General features: G+C 73.3%; 5 protein-coding genes. 1 reads left to right on the forward strand and 4 read right to left on the reverse strand.

The window, feature by feature from the left end:
- The 4 genes from K6I33_RS34290 to K6I33_RS34305 all read right to left on the reverse strand — a co-directional run.
- A partial coding sequence (locus K6I33_RS34290) for a hydroxyisourate hydrolase (protein WP_229358714.1) occupies window positions 1-142 on the reverse strand: 142 nt, incomplete at its 3' end.
- Window positions 139-669 (reverse strand): 2-oxo-4-hydroxy-4-carboxy-5-ureidoimidazoline decarboxylase, encoded by a 531-nt coding sequence (gene uraD / locus K6I33_RS34295; protein WP_229358711.1) that lies wholly within the window; start codon window positions 667-669, stop codon window positions 139-141. The genes K6I33_RS34290 and uraD, both read right to left, overlap by 4 nt.
- A gap of 75 nt (window positions 670-744) precedes the next feature.
- Window positions 745-1,083 (reverse strand): helix-turn-helix domain-containing protein, encoded by a 339-nt coding sequence (locus K6I33_RS34300; RefSeq protein WP_229358715.1) that lies wholly within the window; start codon window positions 1,081-1,083, stop codon window positions 745-747.
- Between the two features lie 44 nt (window positions 1,084-1,127).
- Window positions 1,128-1,388 (reverse strand): thiamine-binding protein, encoded by a 261-nt coding sequence (locus K6I33_RS34305; protein WP_229358712.1) that lies wholly within the window; start codon window positions 1,386-1,388, stop codon window positions 1,128-1,130.
- Between the two features lie 99 nt (window positions 1,389-1,487).
- Here K6I33_RS34305 and K6I33_RS34310 point away from each other — a divergent pair, with 99 nt between their 5' ends.
- Window positions 1,488-2,306 carry a TIM barrel protein gene (locus tag K6I33_RS34310; protein ID WP_229358713.1) on the forward strand — a complete coding sequence of 273 codons (819 nt, stop codon included), beginning with the start codon at window positions 1,488-1,490 and terminating at the stop codon, window positions 2,304-2,306.
- The last annotated feature ends 113 nt before the right edge of the window (window positions 2,307-2,419 follow it).

The following is a 2,419-nucleotide window of genomic DNA, read 5'->3' on the forward strand; positions in this document are numbered from 1 at the left end:
CGTCCGCGTCGGTGCGCGCCGTGCCGAGCACGGCCCATTCGCCGTCCGGGCCGCCGCGTACGGCCAGCTCCACGCCGATACCGGCGGCGGGGCGGCCGGCGCCGGTGTCGAGGACATGGGTCGAGACCGTGCTGTCGCTCATGGCCGGGGCGCTCCTTCGGTCTCGGGCCGGACGGCGAGCCGGGCCAGCCGGACGCGGTTGATCCGGCCGAGCTCCCCACGGACGATCTCGCGCTCGCGTTCCGGGGAGTTGTCGATCCGGTTACGGGCGGAGTCCCGCATCTGTTCGGCGGTGAGGCCGGTGGCGCAGATGAGGAAGACGTGCCCGAACTTCTCCTGGTAGGCGAGGCCGAGTTCGAGCATCTCGGCCTTGAGCCGGTCGGAGGCGCCCGTCATACCGCGCTGTTCCCTGGCGGACACCGGGTCGCCCGGCCGGGGGCGGCCGATGGGCGGGTGCGCCGCCATGGCCTCGGCCAGGTCGTCCGGCGAGAGCAGGGCGACGGCCGTGTCGCTGGCGGCCAGCAGTTCCCCGGCGTCGCGGTAGGGACGCCGGGCGAGGATCGCCTCGCCCCACGCGGCACTGGCGCAGATCTCGTGCAGCGCGGCCCGCGCGGTGTCGTCCTCGGCCGCGTTGAACCGGGTGAGCCCCGGCGTCGAACTCGAAGTCACGGCAACCTCCGTGGGGCTTCTCGCTGCGCTCGCTCGGATGAGCTGCGCATAGCTAACGCCTCCGGGGAACGCGCGTCAACAGTTTGTTGAAGAACCGTCCCCGCCCCGGGGACGGTCGCGGTTGAGGTAGTTGTAGACGGTGAACCGGCTGACGCCGAGCGCGGCGGCGACCGTCTCCACGCCGTGCCGCAGCGCGAACGCGCCGCGCGTCTCCAGGTTCCGCACGACCGACTGCTTGGTCCTGCGGTCCAGCCGGGCGAGCGGCATGCCGTGCCGGCGCTCCAGGTCGGCGAGGATGCCCTCCAGCGATTCCGCCAGGTGCGGGAGGCGTACGGCCACGACCGGGCGGCCCTCCCAGCGGAGGACGACATCGTCGCCCTCGGCCTGCTCGGGATCGAGCAGCCGGCCGCCCATGGCGTCCACGAGGGGCCGGACGGCGGCGCGGAACGCGTCCTCGCTCACGCGCCGTCCCCGCCTTCCGCGTCAAGGACGTTGACCTGGAGCGAAACGCGCGTGGCACCCGCCTCCAGGGAGGCGCGCAGCAGGGTGACCAGTGCCGTGAGCACGGTGTCGGCCCGGCCTTCGACGGTGTTGCCGAACGGGCCGACGTCGACGGTGTCCAGCTCCGCCGCCTGGACGACATCCCGGGCCACGACGGCGTGGGGCGGGGGCTCGTCGAGATCGAACGGTTCGGTCGTGAACTCCACTCTCAATCGCACACGGTCAACGTACCGGGCCCTTGACAGGGCCGTCCGGACAGGAGCAGCCTTCCTCTTGATGGAAGTTGGTTTCCGTAATACGGAATAGAGGGGCGGGTGTTGGGATTGCGCCGCTTCGATGCGAACCTCTCGATCCTCTTCACCGAACTGCCGCTGACCGCACGGCCCGCCGCCGCGGCGGCGGCCGGGTTCACGGAGGTGGAACTGTGGTGGCCCTGGCCGGAGGACCCGGAGCCACCCGAGGCGGAACTCGCTGCCCTGCGCGACGCGTTGACCGCCGCCGGCACCCGGCTGGTCGCCCTCAACTTCTACGCGGGCCGGCTGCCCGGGCCGGACCGGGGCGCGCTCTCCGTGCCCGGAGAGGAATCCGCCCGCTTCCGCGCCAACATCGGCGTCGCGGCCGCCTTCGCCGCCTCGGTGGGCTGCCGGGCGCTCAACGCGCTGTACGGCAACCGCGTCGACGGGGTGGCCCCTGACGTCCAGGACGCGCTGGCGCTGGAAAACCTCGCGCACGCGGCGCGGGCGGCGGACCGGGTGGGGGCGATCCTGCTGATCGAGGCGCTCAACTCCGTGGAATCACCGAGGTATCCGCTGACGGACGTGGCGTCGGCCGTCGAGGTCGTCGAGAAGGTCGACGCGGTGACGGGGCTGGGGAACGCGCGGCTGCTGCTGGATCTGTACCACGTGGCCATGGGCGGGGCGGACCCCCGCGATGCCGTCGACCGCTACGCGCAGCGCGCCGGGCACGTCCAGATCGCGGACGTGCCGGGGCGGGGGGCGCCCGGCACGGGGGCCTTGGACTTCGCGGACCTGTTCGCCCGCCTGGACGCGGCCGGGTACGACGGGCCGGTCGGCCTCGAGTACCGGGCGGCGAACGGGCCCGGTGCGGACGACTTCGGCCGGCTCGCCGCGTTCTGACGCCCCGGCCCCGCCCTTTCACCGTTTCCGAGCGGGGCTGCGCCCCCTCGCACCCCCGTTCCGCGCTGACGCGCGGTGTCCTCAAACGCCGGACGGGCTGAAATCAGCCCCTC

The sequence above is a fragment of the Streptomyces sp. UNOB3_S3 genome, assembly GCF_020740895.1.
Taxonomy (GTDB): domain Bacteria; phylum Actinomycetota; class Actinomycetes; order Streptomycetales; family Streptomycetaceae; genus Streptomyces.

Bases quoted from the DNA above. Each gene is read 5' to 3' on its own strand.
- K6I33_RS34300 (WP_229358715.1), bottom strand. From the start codon at position 1,083: ATGGGCGGCCGGCTGCTCGATCCCGAGCAGGCCGAGGGCGACGATGTC.